Origin of the sequence: Rhodococcus sp. DN22, assembly GCF_036669995.1 — a bacterium.
Classification (GTDB): Bacteria; Actinomycetota; Actinomycetes; order Mycobacteriales; family Mycobacteriaceae; genus Rhodococcus_F; species Rhodococcus_F erythropolis.
This window is the reverse complement of record NZ_CP133326.1, coordinates 4,594,613-4,616,767: the sequence shown is the minus strand read 5'-3', so window position 1 is coordinate 4,616,767 and position 22,155 is coordinate 4,594,613. Positions and strand designations below refer to the sequence as shown.

Genomic DNA, 22,155 nt, shown 5'->3' with positions numbered 1-22,155 from the left:
TGTGGGAGCCGCTCAGAGCCCGTACTGGGTTTCGAGCACCGCACGAACGGCAGGCATTCCTAGTCGTTCGCGAGCAACATTTCGCGCGCGGGCGCCCATCTCTGCAGCGGCGACGGGATCCTTCAAGAGCGACGAGATCGCCGCGGTCACTGATTCGGTGGCGTCATCGGTCACGAGGCCACACCGACCATCCCGGATCAGTGGTGCGAGGCCGCACGTGTCGGTGACGACTACGGGCAGTCCAGCGGCCATCGCCTCGAGTACAGACATCGGGAACGGTTCGTTCACGGAGGGCAAGACATATACAGCGGCTTGACGAAATCGTTCGGGAGACTTGTCGAACGGTAGTGGGCCTTCGTACTGGATGCAATTGCTATGTCCGGAGCGTTCGATCAGTCGGTTGACGGCTTCTGCTTCACCCTCATCCGGTCCGACTATCGAAAAGCGCGCCGTGTGTCCGCTGTCCAACAACTCTTTTGCGGCTTCGACGAAGACCTGGGGTCGCTTTCTTGCCTGTAGTCGTGCGAGGTAGAGGACCTCGGGCGGGTCGCAACTGTTGACTGGCCGTGACTCGAGGTCTTCGGCCTCGGGGATCCCGTTGTTGAGTTCCACCAAGTTGACGCGACTGTCTCCGACAACAGACTGCAGGTCTGTGTGCTCTCGTTCGGTCAGATAGAACACTGTCCGTGCTCGTTTGAGGACCGGGATCGTGAAAGCAGCGTCCAACGGCCTTGCCAGCAATTTGTCTGTCTCGTCGATCATCCCGTGAGTTTGTGCGAAAACTGGAATACCGTATGCAAGAGCCAATTTCGCGGCAGGAAGGGTCACCAGGTCACGCGCGAGATGAATGTGCACGACGTCGAATTCTCGGACGTGCTTGCGAAGCCACACAAGCATCGACGGCGCGCCGATTCCCGCGTACCCGATTTTGGGGATCACGGTTCGCGCCGGAAACAATTGCAGAGCGATACGCTGCTCGCGTGTCGGTGGCACCGCGTATCCACGCTCACCCGCGGCGATAGTTACGTCATGCCCATTGTCCTGCAATGCTTTCGACTGATTTAGGGCGACCCTGATAGGCCCTCCGTAGGCGGCGTCCGGTGAGAAGAGAGTGACGATCTGCAGTATCTTCATCGTGCAGCGCCGGCCCGTGGCGCCAACATCGTGGCTCCGGCGGAAACATCGGACGTCACCAAAGCCGTCGCGCCGACGATTGCGTTGTCCCCGATCGTTACACCGCGGAGTATCGTCGCACGGGCGGCGATCCATGCTTGGTCACCGATGGCGATGGGAGCATTGTCGAACTCGAATGTGGGACTTCGGTGATCATGACTGCCCGTACACAGGAGGACATCCTGCGAGATAGCCGTATTCGCCCCTATCGTGACGGGTTCGAGATTGAGTATCCATGTTCCCTCGCCGATCCACGAGTCTGCTCCGACCGTCAGTTTCCACGGCCAGTGGATACGGACGCGGTGTCGAATCAGGACCCCGTCGGCGATGTCGGCACCGAACCGCCGGAGAACTGCAACGCGTACTCCATTGGGGCACCACCAATGAGAAAGCAGCACACCGGAAATCGCGAGCCAGGAGATTTGAACCAGCGGGCCGCGTCCCTTGTCGTATCCTGCACCGGTGAACCCGGACAGAGTGCGGTTTGTGCTCACAGTCGGACCGCTGCAGACGAATCCCGTACGTGCTCGCGATACCAGGCTACGGTCGACTCGATGCCCTCGCGGGTTGAGATCTGTGGTTTCCAACCGGTGGCCATCAATGTGGACACGTCGAGTAGTTTGCGCGGTGCACCATCGGGCTTGCTTGTGTCCCAGTCCATTCGGCCTTCATATCCCACTGCTTCGGCCACAATATTTGCGAGCTCTTTAATGGTTTCGTCGTGACCGGTACCGACGTTGACATGCCCGGACTCGTCGAAGGTGTCAAGTAGGTGAAGGAGTGCATCGGCCAAGTCGTCCACATGGAGGAATTCTCGACGTGGGCTCCCCGAACCCCAGTTTGTGACTGATTCAATTCCCTCGTTCTTGGCTTGGTCGAGACGGCGGATCATCGCAGGAAGTACGTGCGAAACATTCTCCGAGAAGTTGTCGCCGGGTCCGTACAGGCTTGTCGGCATCGCCGAGATCCAGGGCAACCCGAACTGCCTACGAACAGCCTGGACCTGGATGATTCCCGCAATCTTGGCGATCGCATATGCGTCGTTGGTCGGTTCGAGATGGCCGTTCAGTAATTGATCTTCTCTGATCGGCTGTGGCGCCAGGCGCGGGTAGATGCACGAGGACCCGAGGAACAGCAATCGGCGCACGCCGTGCCGCAGCGCTGCGTCGAGCACATTGGTCTGGATCTGAAGGTTGTCGGAGATGAAATCGACCGGATACGTGTTGTTCGCGACGATTCCTCCGACCTTCGCGGCAGCCAAGACGACGCACGACGGTTTGGCGGCTTCGAAGAAGGCGAATACGTCTGCTCGGTTTCGCAGATCGAGTTCGGCAGATGTGCGGCCGATCAGGTCGGTGAAGCCACTCTGTTCGAGCTTGCGCCAGAGCGCGGATCCCACCAGTCCCTTGTGTCCGGCGATGTAAGTCGGGGCGCTGCGATCAAGAGGTGCAATCGATTTCGTTGTGATCATGAGAGCGAGATCTTCCAATCAGGGAGATGCGGCGTGTCGATCCACGGTGTGCCGGCATGCGCCAATGCTGCGATGTCGGCGTCCATCATGATTCGAGCCAATTCTGGGGTCTGTACTGTCGCTTTCCAGCCCAGTTTGTCCTCGGCCTTGCCTGCATCGCCGACCAGAGCGTCCACCTCTGTGGGGCGAAGGTAACGAGGATCGAATTTGACGTACTTCTGCCAGTCGAGACCCACATGTTCGAATGAGGCCACGACAAAATCTTGGACCGTGAAGTTTCCTCCAGTGGCCAACACGTAGTCATCTGGTTCGTCGACTTGAAGCATCCGCCACATACCCTCGACGTACTCGGGTGCGTAGCCCCAGTCCCTGACCGCGTCCAAATTGCCCAGGTACAGGGAATCTTCGATCCCGGCCTGGATTCGCGCGACTGCACGCGTGATCTTTCTCGTGACGAATGTTTCACCGCGGCGGGGTGACTCGTGATTGAAGAGGATCCCGTTCACCGCGTGAATTCCGTAGGCCTCGCGATAGTTCCTGGTGACCCAGTACGAGTACACCTTTGCAGCGCCGTACGGCGACCGCGGATAGAACGGGGTGTCCTCGTTCTGTGGAGGCGGACTGGCTCCGAACATTTCCGAACTCGAAGCTTGGTAGAAGCGGCACTGCAATCCCGTCATGCGGACTGCTTCGAGCAAACGAATAGACCCGATTCCGGTTGTGTTGCCTGTGTGTTCGGGCTCGTCGAAGCTGACCCGCACGTGCGACTGCGCAGCGAGGTTGTATACCTCGTCTGGTGCGATCTTCGACAGGAGCGTGACGAGTCGTGCGCCGTCGGACAGGTCACCGTAGTGCAAGAACAGCCGTGCGCCCAGTTCGTGAGGGTCCTGATAGAGGTGATCGATGCGTGACGTGTTGAAAGTTGATGCGCGTCTGATCAATCCGTGAACTTCGTAACCTTTGGCCAACAACAGTTCTGCCAGGTAGGAACCGTCCTGTCCGGTGATCCCTGTGATGAGTGCGCGTTTGGTCATCGAGCGTCAGCTGCCTTGTCTATGTTCGTCGTCTTCAGATCCGAGTCGAGATGTGTGAGGTTTTGTTCCGAGCGGCTCGCGTACTAACTGCGGCCGGCCACCAGCTCGCGGATCCACTTTTCGCATTTGTCGATGGACGCGGTTTTGCCAACCGAGGTGGCGCAGTAATGGACCCCGGCGGCACCAAGTCTGGCGGAAGTCTCCGCGTCGCCCGCGAGTTGTAGGGCTGCAGAGAGCAGGCCTGCGGGATCACCGTTCTGAGTGACGACCCCAGCACCGGAGGCACGGATCTCGTCGGCAGTCGTAGATGCCACATCGGTTGCGGCGACAATCGGGGTACCGCTGCTGAAATACGACGTCAGCTTGCTCGGCACTGCCATCCCGACGATCCCGGGTGCCTCGTTGACCAGTAAAACGTCGGCGGCGGCCATGGCAGTGCGGAAATCCTGGTCGTCGAGTGGGCGGACGAAGTCGATTCGATCGACTCCGACTGCCGTGGCTTCGAGGTTCGGTCGCTGATTGCCGTCACCGACCAGAACGAATCGGATTGGCAGACTCTGCTCGTCGGCGAGTCGAGCGGCCTCGACGACATTTTCCAGACCTTGTTTCACGCCCATGTTTCCGGTGTGCAGAACAATGGTTTCGTCAGGCGACCAACCGAATTTGGTGCGTGCGGCGGTGAGATCGTCCACATCGATCGGCGTCACGTGCGTCCAGTTCCGAACCACTGTGACTCGTTCGCGTGGGACGTGAAGTTCGTTGACGACATGGTCGACGAAACGGTCATGGACGACGGCGATTCCGTCGGCGGACTTCACGACAGCCGCCTCGAGCCTGGACGTTGCGCGGGCACTGCGGCCTGTCATCGCACCGGTCTCCACGACGCCTTGACCGTACAAGTCGTGTACCCAGACCCCGATGGCCGGACGTTTGGGTGTCAGCCGAGCACGTCCGAGGACCATCGCAGTGGCCAGCAATGCCGGACTGGTGCACACGATTACGTCAGGTGTGTTCCATCCGGAACTGGCGGCACGTGCGCCGAAACTCAGCTCCATCTTGATTCGTCCCAAGGCATTCGGTGGGCTGGGCACGAAGTGGCGGCGTCGGTGAACGTGAACGCCGTTCACGACCTCGTCGATCGACCGTCCCTGGTAGGAAGCGTCGATTTCCCACGCCGGATAGTGCGGGTACCCGGTGACGACGTGCACCTTGTGCCCGCGCTCGCCGAGGGACTCGGCAAGGTCCGTCATGTACGGGGCTATCCCCGTGGTTTCCGGCGCGTAGTTGATGCCGAGAATCGTGATGTTCAGCGATTCGACGGGACCACGATTGGATAACTCGAAAGTCGCGGAGACGTCACCAGGTTTGTCGTGCATCTGGTCGATCTGGGTGCTGATGACGAACCTCCAGTTGGTAAACTGCGCTTCAAACAGTCAAATGGTTTGGTTTACGCTATTTAAGCCCTATTTCCACGGTTTATCAACTGGTCTCATGTCGTGCTTCGATCGCCGGGAGCGATGTTGCTGCATCAGATGGAGGCGAGCCTGTGCGCGCGTAGTGTTAACCAGCAGGTTGCAACAGGGTGATGGATGGACTGGCCTCGTTGGGCAATTTCGAATGTGGCGGAGCGCACTGGCGGAAGGCGGAGATTTCGATCCGGCCGCGGGTTCCCTCGGAGGTTCTGCAAACTCGCTGAAACCGGCGCACGGTTGTTTTGCCGCGAACGAAGGGAAATTGGTCGGTGAGGATTGAATTTCGGGCACACGTGATCGTGGAGGGATGAAGTGAAGGTCGATCCGCTGGCAAGCACGTACTGCTGTCACGCGCAGGAGTCCTTCGGCCCAGTCGATAGAGCTGGTGTCGTAGCCGTTGTCAGCGAGTGGATCTCGGAGACTTTCGAAGCGGGTATCGGGGTCTTCCCCCTGATTTTCGAGATGCGCACCGCTGGTGAGGGTTCGCCTACTGCCTCGTTACACGGACTGGGTGCCGTCGAAGGAATGCGCGTGGCCGACGTGTCTTCGGCGATAGGCGTCGAGGTATTCGACCGGACATTGTTCAAGTATTTCAATGCGCGACGATTCAGTGACCCTCGCGAGATCACTGTCGTCGTTGCGCGCAACATGATCGGCCTGATCTATTCACACATGTTTGGTGACGAGACGGTCTTCATGCCAAAATCAGAACGACTCTTTCTTGCGTTGTCGGGTCTGGATCCGGCGCTTGGTCCGCGCTCTCCCGCTGTGCGCAGATTGTCGAAGCGTCGGATCGTTGCTGCCGGGCTTTTGATGGCGTCGACCAATCCCTTGATTGCCGCGACGTCCCTGAGGCGAATCCTCAGTGGTACAAGTATGTTCCAGCGTGAGGTGGTGAGTCGGCGGGCATCGGGAAACGCAATCTCGTCCTCGGCCGTATCCACGGAACCTGTTCGCGGGTGGTGGCTCTCCGTTCGTTTGGTTGCAGCACCTGGAACCCGTGTGCCTTCCGTGTATTTCTATTGCGCAGTGCTCGCGGCTCTGGAGTGCGGCCCCGACGTCACTCATCACGTGGTTGTCGACCTGCGATCGGCATCGCCCCTACTGGCGAGGACAGGGGGGAATGCGTTCAGTCACATTCCTTTCCGGGCAGATTGGACAGCTAGTAGTCCCCTCGAAGTGGCTTCGCAGGTTCGGTCGAGGATTCGCTCCGGCGAGGCGCTCGTCCGGCGTGCTGCTGGGGAGTTGGTCGGACGGCGCAATAGTCGGTCCCGGGCCGACCCTGATGGCGTGGCGTCCCCGATGGTGCTTGCAACTACAATGTCGTGTTTTCGGGTGCCCGGTGATCGAGATCATGCGTTCAGTGGTGGTGATCTGGCGTTCGCGAGGGGAATGCAGACACTCGAGCCGGCAGTTCTCGCGTCCAACATGCGCACGACGGGCCGCTACGCCGACTGTACATACAGCCATTCGGGTAATTTCGTCGATCTCGAGAAGATGCGTTCGGCCGTCAACGCTGCGGCCGCCTACCTCGGGCTTCGAATCGCGGTCAACACTGGCTCGCACTTCGACTAGAGAAGGTTCGTCTGGAGGAGGTTCTCTCTCTGGAGGAATGCACGAAGGCAACCCCGGCTACTTCGCAGTAAACAATCCTATAGACTGTTTCAGGTGGACTGAGCCGACCGACGGTTTCAATTTGATCTCAGTCTGGAGACACCACGTGTGCAAGGGAGGTGGGGTCGTGGCAGGTCTGAAGCTGCGAGTGCTGTTCAGTGCGGGTGACCAAGTGCTGTCCAGCGTAAGTAACGCGTTGATTCTGTTCGCGATGGCCGGACCGTCCTCCGTCAGTGAGTTCGGTCTGGCGATCCTTGTTTTCTCCATCCTCACGGCTGCGCTCGGATTCGTTCGAGGTGCAGTTGGCACACCCCTGCTGTTGATGAGTGCCCACAGTCGCAACAGGATTCGCGCGGAGAGCAGACATGCGATCTCGGGTGCTGCCACCTTCGGAGTCCTGGTTGGGATCGTTGCCCTCGGAGTCTCGGTTTTCCTTCACGAACCGCAGGTGGGGATTGCATACGCCGTTGCCGCGCCGGTTGTTCTCGCGCAGGATGCCTTGCGGTTCACCGCGATGTCGATGGGAGAACCGGAACACGCGTTCTTCAGCGACGCGTTGTGGGCGAGTGCGGCGTTCGGTGTGCTTGTCGTGACTTGGATTCGACCAGAGGCACTTTCGATCGCAGAGATGATTTGGTTGTGGTCCGTCGCCGGAGGACTCGCACTCGTTTACCTGATGATTCGCGTACAGACGCTACCGCGACTGACTGGTCTGTATCGCTGGTGGGCGTCGTTCTGGACTCATCGAATCCGGTTCGGATTCGAGAGTGGCATCGACCAACTGGCTGCAATCGTGATCGTCGCGGTGTCCACGGCCTTCATCGGAACGGTGGCTGCCGCGTCTTTACGCGGAGCCGTGACCGTCCTGGGGCCGTTCGCCGTGCTGATCAGTTCTCTTCCACTGATCGTCATTCCCGAATCGGTGCGGGCCGGCCATACCGCGCGCCAGGTGTGGAGCACACTGCGTTATGCAGCGTGGCTCACATCTGCGATGGCGGCAACGATCGGATTCGCCGCTCCCTTCCTTCCAGATGCACTCGGCCGAGTCGTTCTAGGTGAGTCCTGGGCCGAGGCTCGCCATGTTCTGCCGTTTCTCGGACTCGAGTACGCGGCGATCTGTTGGATAGCGGGTGTTTACAATCTCTACCGCACTCAAGGAGCCAGCGGACGACTGCTCAAGCTGCGAATTGTCCAGAGTCTCACGGCAATCGTCATCTGCAGCGCGGCCGCGGCCCTCACAGGAACCGCGGTCGGAGTCGCGATCGGGCTGGCGGTCTCGTCCGTCCTCGTTGCGGTGTGCCTGGTGGTCGCTGCCCAACGGAAGCACTCCGGCCGTGAAGACCCCGCGAGCGTGCCGTCCACTGCTGATCGTGCCGAACCAGGCGATCTGCGCCGAACACGAACAGGCGCACTGGCCGGGACGACCACGTGAAAACAATTTCCAGCGGGCGGACAAAGCCTCACGAGTTCGCGGAATTCGACGTCGGGCGGCAGGACTCGTTGATGCCACCGCTGATTGCGATCTGGACCGCGGTGATCATGGTGGTCATCGTGCCTTTCGCAGTCGTCGAGTTCACTCCGACACCGCCAGGGCGTGTATGGATGGCGGTACTTGCCGTCACCACGATTTCGGGACTGCGCTATGCGTGGATTGTGGGCGAGGGCTTTCGTCGGCTCGTCGAGATGTCGTTCTGGGTTTTCACCTATGTCTTCATGGGTCTTGCCCCACTTGCCCAGCTCCGCCTGCGAGAGATTCCTCCTACGACGCCCCGAGTGGATCCGTCCCTCAACTCGACAGCGGTGGCTATCGTCCTTCTGGGAATCGGCGGCTTCCTGGTGGGATTAGTGTTCTCCGGAGCGGTGTGGCGTCGAATCAGAGACACGCGATGGGGAAACGCCACAAGCGTGCGTGTGGATCCCGTTCGGGTTTTGATTCTTGCCGGTTGCGCCCTGGTCGCCAACGCGTACTACATCAAGAAACTTGGTGTAGGGACGCTTCTGTCGAGCCGAAGTGCCGTGGTGGAGCAGGCGAGTGCGTCGCTGGGGCAATCCACGGTCGCCAGCATCATCGGCGCCGTCGCGATGATGTCCTTGCTTGTCGCATTCATCGCGGTGGTCAAATACCGTGATCAGAATCCGGGAGCCGATCGTTTGTTTCTTCTCTGCGCCATCGTGCTCGGAGCCGTGCTGTTGTTGACTTTCAATCCGATCTCGAGTGCGAGGTATCTGTTCGGTACTGCAGCACTAGCCGTGGCGGCACTTTTCGGACTCTTCGCGACCCGTGGTCGTTTCCGTGTGGTTGCCTTGCTTGCCGTGGCTGCACTTGTCCTGGTCTTTCCGCTCGCCGATGCGTTCAGGTACAGCACGTCGGCACAGTTCAAGACAAGCTCGCCTCTCGAATCGCTCACGTCTCCGGACTACGACGCATTTGCGCAGGTCAACAACACCGTCAACTTTGTGAATACGCACGGGGTTACCGATGGCAAGCAGGCACTCGGAGTTGTTCTTTTCTGGATTCCGCGGACCATCTGGCCCGGCAAAGCTACGGACACGGGCATCCTGCTCGCGGAGAGCCGCAACTACACGGTCAAGAACCTTTCTGCTCCGTTGTGGTCCGAGCTGTTCGTCAACGGTGGGTGGATCGCGCTGATTGTCGGAATGGTTGCTCTAGGCTTGATCGCAGGGATTCAGGACAGACGAATCGAACTGTCGCTGCGCCAGTCCAGGGCGCCGACGATCCTTGCCTGCATCCTGCCCTTCTACCTGATCATTCTGCTCAGAGGATCACTGCTGCAAGCGATGTCGTACTTCCTCGTCATCATCGGTTGTGCATTCTTCGTCTCACGGCGGGAGGTGACTCGATGACTCGGACGAACCGATTCTCGTCGAGAATCTCTGCCCGTCGCCCGCTGGAACTTGTGGGCCTTGCTCTGCTGGTGGTACTGGTCGTTTGTGCGACGGCGCTGGCGGTGCGTCAGAATTCGGCTGCCGGAAACGGCCGGTCCGCCCTCACAGCAGCGACAACGGTTCCTCAGTTGCCGCCGGACACAGCGCCGGCATCGATGTGGTTCGGCGACAGCTTCACTGCGGGCATCAACGGAATCGGGCTCGGGGCATACCCGAGAATCATCTGCGTCCGGATGGGGTGGGACTGCAATGTCGATGCTCAGGGAAGCACCGGTTTCACCAACGACGGCGCACCCGAGTATCAGGGAACTACAACACGATTCGAGAATCGACTACAGGTGTCGATCGAGCGGTATCGAGCGGACATCATTTTCGTGGACGGTGGGCGAAACGATCTGCACATGAGTCCGATGGATTTGTTTCCCGTCATGACGTCGTACATCGATACCGTCCGGGATGCATGGCCGGATGCGCGTCTGGTGATCATCGTGCCGACATACGTCACACCTGTGCCGTACGACGGATACGACCAATTCGTATCAGCGCTGCGAAGTTACGGGGAATCGGTTGCCGCGACCGTGATCGATCCTGTTGCCGACGGTTGGTACGCCGACGTGGACCTCACGACACTGAAATTCGAGGACGGTGTGCACCCGAATGCAGTGGGGAACGCAGTGATTGCTCAGAAACTGGTGGAATCGCTGACCGCCTCCGGTGTGATTCGCGAGGGCGCGCCGAATGGGGGGATTCTGCGATGAACCCGTCCCGCTTCTTCGGAGTCCTTCGTGACAAGTGGGTTGTCGTCGGCATCTCGACATTGCTCGGCCTGCTGGTAGGCGTTCTGCTGACATTGCTCACGCCGACCACTTTCAAGTCCTCGACCCAGCTCTTTCTCACCACGCCAGGGTGGGGTACACCGACCACTCTGGGCAATGCCGATTCGAGCCCTTTCCAAGGTGACGAATTCTCGCAGCAACGAGCGGGTACGTACACGCGTCTGGCGGAGGGTGCCGACTTCTCGGCCCGCGTCGCAAGTCGTCTGGGCGAGAGTGGTCTGCGTGACGTCGAAAGCATTTCGGTTCGCGTTGTGCCCGACACCGTGTTGCTCGAAATCTCTGGCACCACCGACAGCGCAGACCGGGCGTTGCAACTGACGAACGCGGCTTCGGATGAGATGAACGAGACGATCCGGCGACTCGAGACGCCGAGTGGGACTTTGATCCCGACGGTTCAGCCGCTGACTGTCGTCACGGCGTCAGCACCGACGAGCCCGGCTGGTCCGCAGACGATTCCGAACGTTCTTCTGGGGTTGGTCGTCGGATCGCTGGTTGGAGTGACTGGTGTGATCTTGGCTGCTGCGAGGTCGAGAGCAGTTCAGGGTGTCGACGAATTAGCGGCCTGGACGGGTCTACCTGTGCTCGAGTCGATCCCGTACCTCGGTGACAGGGGATTGTCCGCCGAGGAAGGTGCTCAGTCGGCATCGAGAAGTTATTTTGAGAGACTGCAGTTCAACCGAGATCTCATCGGGTCAGGTACGCCCGCGTCACCCGTGCTCGTGACCGCTGCCGACGAGGGGAAGATCAGCAGGTTCGCAGCTGGCGGCATCGCCGATGCTGCTTGCGCTCTGGGGTATTCGGTGGTTCTCGTCGACTGCAACTTCCGATCCTCGCGTGCACATATCGAGTTCGGGGTCACCGACATCGTCATGTCGGACAGCGTCCTCGATGATGTTCTGATCTCGACACCGCTGCATCCGACTCTCCTCCGGAGCGGTTCGCCGACCGAAACTCCGGAGCGAGTCTTCGAGTCTGAGTCGTTCAGGCGCATGCTGCGAGATCTGAGTGCCAGGTTCGACGTAGTGGTTGTTTTCGACTCCGGCGGGACGCAGTACGCCGACTCGGGCCGACTGGCCAACGTATGCCGTTCGATAATCCTTGTCGTTCAGTCTCATTCGACAAACATGCAGACGGTGATGACGAAGATTCACGATCTGGAAATCGCAGGAGCGAAAATCGAAGGTTCGGTCCTCTTGACGACCACGCGCCGAACGCAGCGAGGGGCAGTGTTGCCCGTGAATCGGCCAGACACAACTGACTCGGTGGCAAGTTACACGCCACGGCGCGACGGAGACACACGCACACAGCGATCTCCAAGAAAGGCGAACACATGAATGCACTCAGCACTGCCGCGCGAATTCTGAGGCGGGGGTGGGCACTACCTGTCTTCGCGGTGCTCGGCTTGATCCTCGGTGCTTTCATGGCCATCTCGAGTCCGTCGTCCTACACGTCGACAACTGTGCTGTTCATCGGCTCGCCGATCAGTGCTGACTCGGCTGGCGCCTACCAGGGCGATCTGTTTTCTCAGCAACGAGCGGCGACCTATGCCCAACTGTTTTCGAGCGACGATCTGGCGGTCAAGGTGATCGACGACCTGGGTCTTCCAATGAGCGGACATGAGTTGGCCTCGCAGGTTTCGGCGGCAGCAGTTGAGAAAACTGTGCTCTTGCAGGTCTCTGTCACGGATTCGACGGCCGAAGGATCGGCCGGTATCGCCAATGCGTATGCGAAGAATTTTGCACAATATGTGGGGCAGTTGGAGACCCCTAACGGTGGTGGCCGTCCGAATACCTCCGTCCAGGTGGTCACCGAGGCCAACGCTGAAGATGCCAGTGGGGGTTCGAATCTCGTGATGACGTCCCTGTTCGGCCTCATCGGTGGCCTGGTCGTCGGCATCGGCGTCCGGGTGCTCCTTGGGCGACTCGACCGGTCCGTTCGAAGCGCTTCCATGCTCTCGGCCGTTGCAGGTGTACCGATTTTGGCGACAGTTCCGGAATCGGCCTCGCGGGGATTTCGCGCGTTGACGTTCCCCGCCGACGGCGCGACCGCCTATGCCGAGTCGATACGCAAGCTCAGGACAGGTATCGAGTTCGCCGGCCCGAGTGCCGACGCGATCCGTTCGGTCCTCATCGCCTCGCCTCGGTACTCGGAGCCTGCGGGGTGCATCGCAGCCGATCTCGCGGTTGTCCTGTCCGAAGCGGGACGTCGAGTGCTGTTGGTGGACGGTGACTTGAGGTCGCCGAGCTTGGATTCATACCTCGGTATCAAGCCGGCAGTCGGTTTTTCCGACGTGCTGGCCGGTGCGATTCCGCTCGTGGACGTGCTCGTTCAGGTACCCGGTCGCTCATTGACTCTGCTGCCCGCCGGCTCGATACGATCCGATTCCGGTGATGCCATCGCATCGGTCTCGGCACGCGAGATGCTTTCGGAAGCCTCCGAGAAATTCGAATACACGATCGTCGTGGGTCCACCGTTGTCGCTCTATTCCGATTCGGCTGTGATCGGCTCAGTCGTCGACGGCGTGGTTCTTGTTTCAACACAGAGCATTTCGTCGGTCGACGAGGTGGAAGGCGCAGCGACCACGCTGCGCGCTGCCGGCGCGAACCTGTTGGGCGCGGTGCTGTCGGGTGTCGGACGGGGTGGCTTGGTCAAGGTCCGCAGCCGTGTGAGTGTGGTGGACGAGCCTGCGGCGAACGAGCCTCCGGTGAATGATGCATCGAATGAACCAGTCGGCGCGTGGCCTCCCGTTGAACGAGGAGCCGGCGCGCAGGTAGTACACGCAGAACCAGGTGTGGGATCGACGGGGAAGAATGAAGTGGAGAAGCATGATTCGGGGGATTCGGCCGAATCTCCGGCCGAAGATATGCGCATCGATTTCGACGAATGGGAGCCGGCGGAGACTGAGGGGCGCTACACGCGCAGTGATCTGGACAGTCCGACAGTGGCGATCCCTCGCTCGATGCTCCGCACAAAGGTCGCGCAGAAGGCGAACCTCTCGAGTGACGAGTTGCCGACCGATAAGCGGCAGGTAAGATCACTCGGTGGGAACGGCGATTCCGATTCCAGGTCGAATCATCCGTCGCAAGCTTCGGATTCTGTGCAGCAGAATTGAATTGGAATTCGATTTCCAGGTTCGGGATGTCAACGTCACCGGACATTGCGGCGTAAGGCCGTGTGTGAGAAGGGGTGGCTGATTCGGTGAACGCCGATGCTCGAAAACGGAAACGGGTGAGTATCGAAGGTTCGCGGGACAGGAAATTTCGTGCAGTTGCCATCGGCATTGCGCTGGTGTCGTCAGTGCTTCTCGTAGTGGCCGGCCTCAGGCTCTCTGATGGAGTGGACCCAAACGCGAGGGTTGACGCGGCGGTGTCATCACATCCCGCCGTCGAGCTTCCGGACAACGGACAGTCGACCGGCAAAATGGTCTTTGCGCACTACTTCCCGCCGTATCCCCTTTCGATCGACAACCTACCGTCGGGCGAAGACTATTACGCCACGCAGTATCTCAATCCGAACGGTGAACGAGGTTCATACGCCGCATTCGGAGGGTTTCTTCGAGACCGACCGCAACCACGGCCTGTTTCAGCTGACCCACAGTGGAGGCAGCGAGATCTCGAAGATGAAGTGCGGCAGGCAATCGACGCGGGAATCAGTGGGTTCTCGGTTGACATTCTGACGAAGTCGTCGAACCCGTTGTGGTCTTCGTCCGTTCCGTCCCAACTTCTCGCCGCTTCGGCTGCGGTTGATCCTGCGTTCGAAATAATGCTGATGCCGGATATGAACGGCGAACTCGGCACATTGGACCCCGCGAATCTGGCAGGCGAGTTGTCGCAGTACGCGTCATCGCCGTCGGTTTTTCGATTGACGGACAACCGGGTGGTGATTTCGCCCTTTCTTGCCGAGAAACACGACCCGGCGTGGTGGTCGCAGTTTCTCGAAATCATGAAGGCCCGCTACGGGATCGAGGTGGCCTTCGTTCCACTCTTCCTGAACTCCACCACGAATATGGATTCATTCGCGTCGATAAGCTATGGAATGTCGACGTGGGGTGGACGTAACCCTTCCTTCAATCCAGTGACGGACACCGGGATCGGCTCGCCACTGGATCAGGTGAACCGAGCGCACGCTCTCGGCAAGATATGGATGCAGTCGGTCTCGTTCCAGGATGCGCGTCCCAGCCAATCGGTTTTCGACGAAGCGCAGAACACTGGGAATCTCCGAAACACCTGGCAGATTGCGCGCGAATCGGATAGCGAATGGGTGCAACTAATTTCGTGGAACGACTACAGCGAAGGTACGGCGTTTGCACCGAGCGAGGGGCACGGTCGTGCGCTGCTCGATTTGAACGCATATTTTGTCGACTGGTTCAAGACCGGAACGGCACCGGCGATTGCACGTGATATCGCGTACGTCACATATCGGAACCAGCTGTCGTCCGCGCAACCCGCACTACCCTCGGTATCACCGATGATTCTGCGTGCGGGGTCGTCCCCGGTTCGCGACACGATCGAGGTTTTGACCTTCTTGGTCGAAGGTGCCGAAGTGAAAGTTACGGTCGGCGGTACGACGACCACGTGCAGTGCCGATACAGGGATGGACATCTGCACGGTTCCATCGGCGGTCGGCGCCGTCTCGGTCAGCGTGGTTCGAAACGGGGCGGAAGTGGCTTCGGCGAAGGCACATTCAGACGTCGTGTCCACTCCTGCGGTTCAGAACATGGAGTACCTGGTCGATTCGAGTTTTGGACGATAATCAGCAGTCCGACGGCGGTGACTCGCCTCTGAAGCGCGCTTGGAGCCAGACTGCGGTCTCGGACCCCGGATCCAGATTATTGTGAGTTTGGCCTGCCCTGACGATGTGCTGCACCGAATCGCCGAACGCACAGGCATTGTCGACGGCCTCTTGCACCCACTGCGGGCGGATCGTCTGATCAGCGTCGCCGTTGATGACCAAGAGTGGTCCTCCGGCCGGACGCTGCGGAAGGGCGATCGATATGAGCCAGTCGCGCAAGACTGCTCCGGCCTCGTTGGAGTTCGGCAGGGTATCGGCGGGATTCAGTCGTGATGCTTGTTCGCCGCGTTCTTTCAACACCGGACCCGCACATGCCAGCCACATCGCAGAGTTGCTCGCCAGCGCGCCGTGTAGGTAGTTGCCTGGATCGGTGCCGGGTCGAGCGATGGTCAGCCCAGATACTACGTACGACATCATGATCTGCTGTTCATGCGTCAGCCACTGCGACTGGGCCAAGTCGGCGAGCTTGGAAAGATCTGCCGCCGGAGCCAGCGCTACCGATCCGACAAAATTCAATTCGGGCGCGTAGAAACCGGACAACTCTGCCGCCGCCCATGTCGCCTGCCCGCCGATCGACACGCCGAGTCCTGCCCATTTCCCGGACGTGTCCGGGACCATTTCTCGCGCCGCGCGAACTCCGTCGATCAGGTTGAATGCGCTGGTGTTCGGATCGAGGTACGGGTTGATGCCGCCTGCCGGACCCAATCCTTGGTAGTCGGTCATGACTGCGACGAACCCAAGTTTCATCAAAGGGACGATCGTGCTCGCGTAACCCAGGAGATTCGGGTACATCGAAGGTCCGCACTCCGCAGTCACTCCCGTTGTGCCGTGACCGACGGTGACAACAGACCGCCCGCCGGGTGGTGGATCGCCTTCCGGAACGAAGACGACTCCAGACACGACCGTTGAGCTTCCGTCCATACCTGAAGTTGATCAGTACGTGATCTGGTGGGCAGTCGCGCCCACGTCGGCGATCAGTGGATCGATTTCGTCGAACGCGGACGCACTTTCCAGTTTGCCTCTGGCCGCGACGGCGTCGGCGCTGATCGAGGGAAGAGGTACGGACGTAGGAGTCGGTTTTGAGGGCCTTGTGTGGGCAGTGCAACCGGTCAGAAGCGCCACGGTTGTCGCTGCAACGACTACAAATACTTGGGACGACGTTGTAATTCCGTTCCGGGTAGACGTGCGCATCATGCTCCGAGTCGCTCCTGATCGCGCTTCGACACGGCGAGTTTTCGGTCTCCGAACGCATCGAGTGCAGAGGCAACTATCAACCGGCGGACGCGTTCTCGCGAACTGCGATGGAACAGGTTGTGATCGCCGGAGCCTGAGAACAAGACCTGTGGAGGATTCCTCGATCTCGAAAGACGCGCTATACCTCGTCGGCCTCTGTTCGCCTCGAACCACGCTTCGTCTTCCGGCGAGAGTGACACTGCAGTTTTTGTCCCGCGGCGGGTCAAGGTCCGAAGCATCGACTCGGGGGCATTGACCAATCCGAGGAAACCGAGACCGAGCCACACCGGGTAGGGAACGTACCGCTGAGCTCGTCGTCCGGAATTGCGAATTGTTCTGGCCACGAGGAAAATTCGGTTTGCAACATCAGACTCCATTGCATCGACGTGTGCTTTCTTCACTGGTGGTCGGCGATTGTTGATCGACCAGTTCACTATGTTGAGAAGCACCACGGACCTTGCGCCGCGCTGGCTTGCTGCAAAGGCGCCCATCCATGCGCCGGAACACATTCCGACGTGCATCCGGCGGGACGGCGGCACGTCGAGAGTGTCGACGAGATCCAACACATTGCGGCGCGCTTCCGGAGACACGATGGGCGTGCTCTCGTCGGTGCAGACCGTGCCGCTGTCTCCTGTGCCCATCCTGTCGAAGCGAATCGAGCGAATACCGTGCGAGGCGAGAGTTCGAGCGGACTCGACCCACAGTCTCGCCGGCCCGATCCGGTGCTCGTTCGCGGTGCTGTGAAAGATCGCTGTGGCAGCGTGGCTCGCGGTCGTGCGGGATGCGGTGGAGATTGCAAATAGTGATCCGGTGGACCGTCGTTCCAATATTTCCCAGACTTCTTCGCCGTCGTCAGCCGTCGCGACATGCGCCGCCGACGTGATCTCTGGATCGACGGAAGTCTTGTCCTCGCCGAATTGTCGCGACACCCAACTCGAAATCCGCTGTATGTCGTGCGTAGGCACCGAGAGTACGAAACTGCTGGGGGAAACGAACTGATTCTGGCGTTCGACGAATATGCGTTCAGCACCGGATCGCTCGAGCATCCGTACCATGCGGGGCGAATCAGCGAATTCAGGGCGAATCGCGGCGAGGACTTTTGTCGACGAACTCGGATCGAACGTGCTGAGGTCAAGTCCGGAAAGGTCATTCACCGCTGCGGAAGCCAGCAGGCCGCCGACGATCGATGTGCAATCGTCGTGGTGGGGGTCGTCGTCGACCGAAACGCGGTACAGCGACGTCAGTTCTCGAACATAGGCCCTACCGGATATGACCGGATCCCACAAGACCATCGCACGTAGGTCGCCAAGTGTATCTACGGTGGACGCGGCCAGTAGGGCCCCTGCACGCAAACCTGCGACGGCAACGGACTCGATACCTGTGCGCCGCACGTACGAAACGGCTGCTGTCACGCTGGCCTGCCAGTGCGCAACTGCTAGCGGGTCATCCTGCCGACCGGATGAATCTCCTTGTCCCTCATAGTCGAAACGAAGAGCGAGGAATCCGTGCTCGGCAAGTTCTTGGGCGAGTTGGCGCAGTCCCCGATAAGCGCTGATGTGTTCCTTCGCGAGGGGTGGACATATGACCACGGCACCGCGCACGGCAGCATCCGACGGCAGGTGAACCGAGGCGAACAGTGCCCCATCACCAGGGCCCGGAATCCACGTGTCGATCGTGCGAATCCCGGTCGGTGTCTGGCGGTCGCGGAGGCGCCGGGTGGTGATCGCCAGCAGGGTGGGGTTGGGTGCGTGTAGTGCGGACATCACGGTTGTCATGTTGGCCATCGATTTGTTCAAGGACCTCTCCACACATTGATTCGGCCTGCCAGTTTCGCGTAGTTCTCCGGTTTCCAGAGGATCCGGTAAACTTCCCGCTACAGATAACATACCGCAAGTATGTTTTGCGGCGGATGAACAGTGCAAGAGTTGGATATGGGGGTGCGTACAGCGATGGATCCAGTGTTCGGTGCGTCGTTGGGCGCTGCCTCGGTTCGTATTGTTCGGGCCGACCCCCAGCCGGAAACCGGATCCACGAGCGGTCGATTCCTGACTCGGACTGTAGATGCATACGACGCCTCTCCGGTCCGGACAGCCGCGATTCACCTAGTTGCTGCGGTTCGCGGGGACACGTCACGGATGGTCATTTCGGTTCCCGACGAGCGGCAGAACGTAGCGCTCGAATCAGAACTGCGTGCCCGAGGTATCGAGGGCGTTGTCACGGTGCCGGAAGCGGTTGCCGTTGTCGCGTTGGTACGGACTTCGGGTGCGGCCGAAGGTTTTCGGTTACTTACAGTTCTCGATATCGGTCGAACCGGAGTGACTGTCTCGATGATCGAGATCGGGACCGCGACAACCATCGCGTCCACGCGGTCGACGGCGCTCGCCGGTGACAGGCTCGACGGGGTTGTCGCGGAGTTACTTCCCGCAACCACTGTTGATGCAGCCCTCGACGCTGATTCAGCGTTCGACGCCCGCGAAGTCAAGGAGTATCTCGCCAGTGGCTCCCGTCGTGCGCAGGTGATGCCCGTTCCCGAATCCATGTGCATCCGTTTCGATTCGGTTGTCAAGCGTGAAGTCGAAGACACGCTGATGGTGATTCGAGAAGTTGCGGCACGAGCTCGGTGTGTCCCTGACGCTTTGGTTCTCGTCGGAGGAGGCGCCCGAATTTCACTGGTGGAGAAGATACTCGCGCGGGAGTTTTCGGTACCGGTGATCAGGCCGGCCGAGCCCGAGCTCGCCTCGGCCAAGGGCGCAGCATTGATAGCCGAGGTCTTACATCAGGAGCACCCCAGCTCGGAAGTCGCGGTTTCGGACGTCGCGGTTTCGGCAGTCTCCGACTCGGAAATCGCAACGGATACTGTAGAAATGTCTTCCGATCAGGCCGTGGTGCACAGCGTCGGTGAAACCGAAGAAGACACCGAATCGGATTCGCTACCTGCTGGTGGGCTTGGGAGGATGCAAATCCTTGTGGGCGTCGGGTTCTCGATGGTTGCGCTGACCAGCTTCCTCGCGTGGGCGGTGCTGCGCCCGTTTTCGGATCCTGCACAGGCGGAACCGCCGCAGGCGCAAACAACGGCAATTGTCGCGCCGGTACCTACCTCCGACTTGCTGCCGCCGACCACGACCAGAGCAATCGATCCACTGACCGAGCGGAATCGGGCACCGGTCAATTTGGTGCGTTCGTGGAGGTACTGAACACAGAGACTCGCGTCAGGTGAACAGTTGGGAACTCCAGTCCTTGCCGTCGGCGAGACCGCCGGGGCAAGCGAAGACCGCAGAACCGACGTGCTGGATGTATTCGTTCAGCGCATCGTGTCGTGAAAGGTTTTGCTGCATCGGAACAAACTGCTCGACCGGATTCCGGCAGTACGCAACGAAGAACAGTCCCGCGTCCAGGTGGCCGAAGCCATCGGAGCCGTCCGTGAAGTTGTATCCGCGGCGCAAGATCTGAATCCCACCGAGTTCCTCGGCAGAGGCCAGGCGAACGTGTGAATCCTCCGGGATGACGAAGTCGTGTCCCATTTTGGAATCGAGATCGAGCTCGTCGAACTCGTCCTTGCCGCCGAGCGGCGCTCCGCTGCGTTTGGAGCGGCCGATGACAGCTTCCTGTTCCTTGAGTACTGCGCGATCCCACTGCTCGATCAGCATGCGGATTCGTCTGGCGACGAGGAATGATCCGCCCGCCATCCAGGCCTGATCGTCAGTGGGATCAACCCAGACGTGCTGGGCGAGTGCGTTTGGATCTTCCGCCTTGATGTTGGCTGTTCCGTCCTTGAACCCGAACAGATTTCGTGGTGTCGCCTGCGTCGTCGAGGTCGAGGATGTTCGTCCGAACCCGAGTTGCGACCATTTGACCGACGCGGTCCCGAACGCGACTCGCGCGAGGTTGCGGATCGCATGGACGGCAACCTGGGGATCGTTGGCGCACGCTTGGATGGCGATGTCGCCCCCGCTGCGATTCGGATCGAGGTTGTCCGCACGGAAGTGGGGGAGATCGAGCAGGGCAGCAGGTTTCTTGTCTGCGAGACCGAACCGGTCGTCGAAAAGTGACGGTCCGAATCCGATGGTCAGGGTGAGTTGCGACGGCGCGAGATCGAGTGCCTCACCCGTGTCGCTCGGTGGTGCATACGGACCGTCGCCGGTCGCTCCGTCCTCGGTTGCTTCCTGACCCGCCGTCATTCGTTCGGCCATCGCCGTCCACGTCTGCAGCAGCGTGATCAGTTCGTCGCGCGACTTCGTCGTCACATCGAAAGCGACGAAGTGCATACGATCCTGGGCCGGCGTCGTGATGCCTGCCTGATGCTCGCCGCGAAAGGCGACCACGTCTGCGTGATCGGCGCCGGAACTCTCGTCGGCGGTCACCCGCCCGATGACGGCACCGGCACCGGCCAGGACGGCGCCGACCCCCACGGCGCCGAACAGTCGGCGTCGTGAGACTGCGTGCGGTGCTGCGTTTTCCGCAGCGGGTGTGCCTTCTGGTGAATCAGTCATCTACTGTCCCGCGACTACTTCCTGGACCTGGCTGACCTCGGCGGACAGTGCATCGATTTTACGCGAGAGTTCCTGACGCTGCGCCTCGGTGACGGTGTCGTAGTACACGAATCCGTCGCCGACCCGGAACTGCGCCAGCGCAGCGTCGAGGTCGGCGAATCGGTCAGCGATGCGCTGGGCGAGCTCGGGATCACGTTCCTGCAGAATCGGGTTCAGTGCCGCGATCGCCGCTTGCGAGCCGTCGACGTTGGCCTGGAAATCCCACAGGTCGGTGTGCGAGAAGATGTCTTCCTCGCCGGTGATCTTGGAAGTCGAGATCTCGTCGAGCAGTCCTTGGGCGTCGCCGGCGATCTTGGTTGGATCGATCGTGTAATCCTCGGCATTCAGCTGGTCGGCAAGATACTGAATGTCTTCGAGCAGTTGATCGGCGACCGCGTTGGTATCCGGCTGAAGCCCGGTCACCCACAAATCCTTCTCGAGGCGGTGGAATCCCGTCCAGACCTGACCGGGCTCCAGATCCGCTTCGCGCAGGTCCAGCTTGGGATCGAGTTCGCCGAAGCTCTCGGCTTCGGGTTCGATGCGCTCGTAGTAGGTACGTGCGATCGGGAAGAGTGCCTTCGCCTGGTCGACGTTGCCGGACTGGACGGCGGCGGCGAACTGAGCTGCGGTGTCCTGCAGCGCGACGATCTGGCTGCGGATGTACCTCCGGTAGCCGTCGGCAGCTTCGGCTAGTTGGCCGCTCTCGTCGGTGGCCGCCTGCGAATCGCCCGTGACGACGAAGTCCTGACGGATGCCGGTTCCGACCATGCCCGGCTTGCACGCGAGTTGATAGGTCGCAGCCTCGGGGAGGGAGACGATCAGCTGCCGGGTAAGGCCTGGGCCGATGTTCTCGACTTCGCCCATCGCTCGATCGCCCTCGGCGAAGACGTAGAACTCGGTGACCTTCGAGCCGTTGTTCGTCACCTGGAACGTCGAACTGCCAGTGGTTCCAGTGGTGGCACTGACGTCACACGAATCGTCGGTGGCCGTGACGACGATGTCGCCGTCGCTCGCGGTCGTCTTCTCGGTGCATGCGGCGAGGGAGAAGGGAAGTACCGCGGCCGTGGCCAGTACGAGGGTGGATTTACGCATGTC

General features: G+C 60.2%; 18 protein-coding genes. 8 read left to right on the top strand and 10 right to left on the bottom strand.

Translation table 11 applies throughout. The features are described 5' to 3' along the window. Positions 1–12: 12 nt before the first annotated feature. The 5 genes from RA302_RS20915 to RA302_RS20895 form a co-directional block, all read right to left on the bottom strand. Entirely contained in the window at positions 13–1,134 is a 1,122-nt protein-coding gene (locus RA302_RS20915; protein WP_070162454.1) for a glycosyltransferase, read from the bottom strand. Then, entirely contained in the window at positions 1,131–1,667 is a 537-nt protein-coding gene (locus RA302_RS20910) for a DapH/DapD/GlmU-related protein (protein ID WP_030536277.1), read from the bottom strand. The genes RA302_RS20915 and RA302_RS20910 overlap by 4 nt, the downstream gene beginning before the upstream one ends. Continuing rightward, positions 1,664–2,644 carry a GDP-L-fucose synthase gene (locus tag RA302_RS20905; RefSeq protein ID WP_007728859.1) on the bottom strand — a complete coding sequence of 327 codons (981 nt, stop codon included), beginning with the start codon at positions 2,642–2,644 and terminating at the stop codon, positions 1,664–1,666. Before RA302_RS20905 ends, RA302_RS20910 begins: the two co-directional genes overlap by 4 nt. Beyond that, positions 2,641–3,678 carry a GDP-mannose 4,6-dehydratase gene (gene gmd / locus RA302_RS20900; protein WP_007728857.1) on the bottom strand — a complete coding sequence of 346 codons (1,038 nt, stop codon included), beginning with the start codon at positions 3,676–3,678 and terminating at the stop codon, positions 2,641–2,643. The genes RA302_RS20905 and gmd overlap by 4 nt, the downstream gene beginning before the upstream one ends. Before the next feature lie 83 nt (positions 3,679–3,761). Next, positions 3,762–5,054, bottom strand: a complete 1,293-nt coding sequence (locus RA302_RS20895) for a glycosyltransferase family 4 protein (protein ID WP_083291722.1) — start codon at positions 5,052–5,054, stop codon at positions 3,762–3,764. 408 nt (positions 5,055–5,462) lie between these two features. Between RA302_RS20895 and RA302_RS20890 the strand changes: the two genes are divergently transcribed. The 7 genes from RA302_RS20890 (at position 5,463) to RA302_RS20860 (ending at position 15,259) form a co-directional block, all read left to right on the top strand. Then, positions 5,463–6,725: a hypothetical protein gene (locus RA302_RS20890; protein WP_070162452.1), complete on the top strand. Its 1,263-nt coding sequence runs from the start codon at positions 5,463–5,465 to the stop codon at positions 6,723–6,725. Positions 6,726–6,891: 166 nt separating this feature from the next. Further along, positions 6,892–8,196: a hypothetical protein gene (locus RA302_RS20885; protein ID WP_058226034.1), complete on the top strand. Its 1,305-nt coding sequence runs from the start codon at positions 6,892–6,894 to the stop codon at positions 8,194–8,196. Next, the gene (locus RA302_RS20880; RefSeq protein WP_070162450.1) at positions 8,193–9,629 is read left to right on the top strand and encodes an oligosaccharide repeat unit polymerase; all 1,437 of its coding nucleotides are present in this window, start codon (positions 8,193–8,195) and stop codon (positions 9,627–9,629) included. Before RA302_RS20885 ends, RA302_RS20880 begins: the two co-directional genes overlap by 4 nt. Then, complete coding sequence (locus tag RA302_RS20875; protein ID WP_007728848.1) at positions 9,626–10,429, top strand: SGNH/GDSL hydrolase family protein; 804 nt, start codon at positions 9,626–9,628, stop codon at positions 10,427–10,429. Before RA302_RS20880 ends, RA302_RS20875 begins: the two co-directional genes overlap by 4 nt. Continuing rightward, on the top strand, positions 10,426–11,841 hold the full coding sequence (locus tag RA302_RS20870; protein WP_070162446.1) for a hypothetical protein: 1,416 nt from the start codon (positions 10,426–10,428) through the stop codon (positions 11,839–11,841). Before RA302_RS20875 ends, RA302_RS20870 begins: the two co-directional genes overlap by 4 nt. Beyond that, on the top strand, positions 11,838–13,619 hold the full coding sequence (locus tag RA302_RS20865) for a polysaccharide biosynthesis tyrosine autokinase (RefSeq protein WP_070162444.1): 1,782 nt from the start codon (positions 11,838–11,840) through the stop codon (positions 13,617–13,619). Before RA302_RS20870 ends, RA302_RS20865 begins: the two co-directional genes overlap by 4 nt. A gap of 254 nt (positions 13,620–13,873) precedes the next feature. Next, entirely contained in the window at positions 13,874–15,259 is a 1,386-nt protein-coding gene (locus RA302_RS20860) for a glycoside hydrolase family 71 protein (RefSeq protein WP_230587543.1), read from the top strand. Here the strand turns inward: RA302_RS20860 and RA302_RS20855 are convergent, their stop codons facing one another. The 3 genes from RA302_RS20855 to RA302_RS20845 are packed head-to-tail and all read right to left on the bottom strand — an operon-like array spanning position 15,260 to position 18,327. After that, a complete protein-coding gene (locus tag RA302_RS20855; protein ID WP_338477817.1) occupies positions 15,260–16,219 on the bottom strand; it encodes a lipase family protein in 960 nt (319 codons plus the stop codon). Between the two features lie 12 nt (positions 16,220–16,231). Further along, positions 16,232–16,492 (bottom strand): hypothetical protein, encoded by a 261-nt coding sequence (locus tag RA302_RS20850; protein ID WP_338477815.1) that lies wholly within the window; start codon positions 16,490–16,492, stop codon positions 16,232–16,234. Further along, positions 16,489–18,327 (bottom strand): alpha/beta hydrolase, encoded by a 1,839-nt coding sequence (locus tag RA302_RS20845; RefSeq protein WP_176742037.1) that lies wholly within the window; start codon positions 18,325–18,327, stop codon positions 16,489–16,491. The genes RA302_RS20850 and RA302_RS20845 overlap by 4 nt, the downstream gene beginning before the upstream one ends. Positions 18,328–18,462: 135 nt before the next feature. Here RA302_RS20845 and RA302_RS20840 point away from each other — a divergent pair, with 135 nt between their 5' ends. Further along, complete coding sequence (locus RA302_RS20840; protein ID WP_064075738.1) at positions 18,463–19,725, top strand: Hsp70 family protein; 1,263 nt, start codon at positions 18,463–18,465, stop codon at positions 19,723–19,725. 15 nt (positions 19,726–19,740) lie between these two features. Here the strand turns inward: RA302_RS20840 and efeB are convergent, their stop codons facing one another. Both efeB and efeO read right to left on the bottom strand, forming a co-directional pair. Continuing rightward, a complete protein-coding gene (gene efeB / locus RA302_RS20835) occupies positions 19,741–21,021 on the bottom strand; it encodes an iron uptake transporter deferrochelatase/peroxidase subunit (protein ID WP_070162440.1) in 1,281 nt (426 codons plus the stop codon). Beyond that, complete coding sequence (efeO, locus tag RA302_RS20830; RefSeq protein ID WP_070162437.1) at positions 21,022–22,152, bottom strand: iron uptake system protein EfeO; 1,131 nt, start codon at positions 22,150–22,152, stop codon at positions 21,022–21,024. Positions 22,153–22,155 lie beyond the last annotated feature (3 nt).

Coding starts and splice junctions, on each gene's coding strand:
- RA302_RS20915 (WP_070162454.1), bottom strand. CDS start 1,134: ATGAAGATACTGCAGATCGTCACTCTCTTCTCACCGGACGCCGCCTAC.
- RA302_RS20905 (WP_007728859.1), bottom strand. CDS start 2,644: ATGATCACAACGAAATCGATTGCACCTCTTGATCGCAGCGCCCCGACT.
- gmd (WP_007728857.1), bottom strand. CDS start 3,678: ATGACCAAACGCGCACTCATCACAGGGATCACCGGACAGGACGGTTCC.
- RA302_RS20895 (WP_083291722.1), bottom strand. CDS start 5,054: ATGCACGACAAACCTGGTGACGTCTCCGCGACTTTCGAGTTATCCAAT.
- RA302_RS20875 (WP_007728848.1), top strand. CDS start 9,626: ATGACTCGGACGAACCGATTCTCGTCGAGAATCTCTGCCCGTCGCCCG.
- RA302_RS20870 (WP_070162446.1), top strand. CDS start 10,426: ATGAACCCGTCCCGCTTCTTCGGAGTCCTTCGTGACAAGTGGGTTGTC.
- RA302_RS20865 (WP_070162444.1), top strand. CDS start 11,838: ATGAATGCACTCAGCACTGCCGCGCGAATTCTGAGGCGGGGGTGGGCA.
- RA302_RS20855 (WP_338477817.1), bottom strand. CDS start 16,219: ATGGACGGAAGCTCAACGGTCGTGTCTGGAGTCGTCTTCGTTCCGGAA.
- RA302_RS20850 (WP_338477815.1), bottom strand. CDS start 16,492: ATGATGCGCACGTCTACCCGGAACGGAATTACAACGTCGTCCCAAGTA.
- RA302_RS20840 (WP_064075738.1), top strand. CDS start 18,463: ATGGGGGTGCGTACAGCGATGGATCCAGTGTTCGGTGCGTCGTTGGGC.
- efeB (WP_070162440.1), bottom strand. CDS start 21,021: ATGACTGATTCACCAGAAGGCACACCCGCTGCGGAAAACGCAGCACCG.
- efeO (WP_070162437.1), bottom strand. CDS start 22,152: ATGCGTAAATCCACCCTCGTACTGGCCACGGCCGCGGTACTTCCCTTC.